We start from the raw sequence: 1,510 nt of genomic DNA, 5'->3' as shown, positions 1-1,510 counted from the left end.
CCGCACCTGGCCTGGTACACCGAGGAGAGCTACGACGAACTCAAGCGGCGCACGGTCGCCAACGTGGTGGACGTCTGCGCCGGCCGCGCACCGCGCAACATCGTGAACCCCGAGGTCCTCGGGGCGCCCGGACGCAACAGCCGCTGTGCGCCGTCGCTGGCCGTGGCCGGGAGTGCGCGATGACGGCCATGCGCGCCGCCGTCTGGAAGGCCACGGATCAGGTCGAGGTCACCGAGGTTCCGCGGCCCGACGTGCCGCCGGGCTGGGCGCTGGTCAAGATCGCGTACAACGGGATCTGCGGCACCGACCTGTCGATCCTGCACGGGAGACACCCGCGCGCGCAGGCGCCGCTGATCATGGGCCATGAGATGTCGGGCTGGGTCGAGGTGGCGGGGGCGACCGGGCCGCCCGCCGGGACCCTCGTGATCGTCGAACCGCTGATCAGCTGCGGTGCGTGCAAGGCGTGCCGCGACGGGCTCCCGCACGTGTGCCGCAACCTCGGCCTGTACGGCATCGACGCGCCCGGCGGCATGGCACAGTTCGTGGCTCTCCCGCCGCAGGTCCTGCACGCCGTGCCCGACGGCGTCGACCCGCGCACGGCGACCCTCGCCGAGCCGCTGGCTGTCGCGGTGCACGCCGTCGACCTGTCCGGCATGGCGCCGGGCGACGTCGTCGCGGTGTACGGCGCGGGCCCGATCGGGATCCTGACCGCCCTGGTCGCCCGGCACGCGGGGGCGTCGACCGTGGTGATCACCGAGCCGAGTCCGTGGCGCCGTGAGGTCGCCGCACGCCTCGGCTTCACGGTCGTCCCGGGGGACTCCACGATGGCCGCGACCCTCGAGCCGCTCACCGACGGCGAGGGCGCGGACACCACGTTCGACTCCGCCGCGCACCCGACTGTCGCCGCCGAGCTCACCGCGACCACCCGGGTGCGGGGACGGATCGTCGTCGTCGGGGTCTACAAGGCGCCCGCGGCGCTGGACCTGCAGGCCGTGTGCTTCAAGGAGCAGACGGTCGTCGGGGTCCGCGTCTACACCTCCGCGGACGTCGCCCGCGCGATCGAGTTGATCGCGACCGACGCGCTGGACCTGGGCCGGTTCCCGACGAAGGCCTTCGACCTGACCGACGTCGGCGCCGCGTTCGACGCCGCGACGTCCGGGCAGGACTGCCTCAAGGTCCTGCTCACCCCGCTGCCAGGAAAGGCCGACGTATGAGCGCGCCCTTCGACCTCACCGGCACGACGGCCGTCGTCACGGGCGGCGGTCGCGGCCTGGGGCTCGGCATCTCGATCGCTCTGCTTGAGGCCGGTGCGGACGTGATCGTGTTCGGGCGCAGCGCCCTGCCGGTCGAGCTGATCGGGCTCGCCGCGTCGCTCGGGCGCCGGGTGGACCTCGAGGTCCTCGACCTGGCCGACTCGGCCGCGATCGCCGCGACAGCCGCGAAGGTGCTCGCCACGCGCCGGGTGGACATCCTGGTGAACAACGCCGGGACCCAGGACCGCTACCCGGCG

Annotated in this window: 2 protein-coding genes and 1 pseudogene; all 3 read left to right on the top strand. The window is 73.6% G+C overall.

The features are described from left to right. Window positions 1-183 (top strand): annotated as a pseudogene (locus VIM26_RS21000) (hypothetical protein); the annotation flags it as partial. Further along, window positions 180-1,214: a zinc-dependent alcohol dehydrogenase gene (locus VIM26_RS20995; RefSeq protein WP_331954885.1), complete on the top strand. Its 1,035-nt coding sequence runs from the start codon at window positions 180-182 to the stop codon at window positions 1,212-1,214. The pseudogene VIM26_RS21000 and the gene VIM26_RS20995, both read left to right, overlap by 4 nt. Then, window positions 1,211-1,510: SDR family NAD(P)-dependent oxidoreductase (locus VIM26_RS20990; RefSeq protein ID WP_331954883.1), on the top strand; the 300-nt coding region annotated here is incomplete at its 3' end. The genes VIM26_RS20995 and VIM26_RS20990, both read left to right, overlap by 4 nt.

Source organism: Pengzhenrongella sp. (assembly GCF_036565025.1).
GTDB lineage: Bacteria > Actinomycetota > Actinomycetes > Actinomycetales > Cellulomonadaceae > Pengzhenrongella.
The sequence above is the reverse complement of the archived record's forward strand: the minus strand, read 5'-3'. Positions and strand labels throughout refer to the sequence as shown.

Bases quoted from the DNA above. Each gene is read 5' to 3' on its own strand.
- VIM26_RS20995 (WP_331954885.1), top strand. From the start codon at position 180: ATGACGGCCATGCGCGCCGCCGTCTGGAAGGCCACGGATCAGGTCGAG.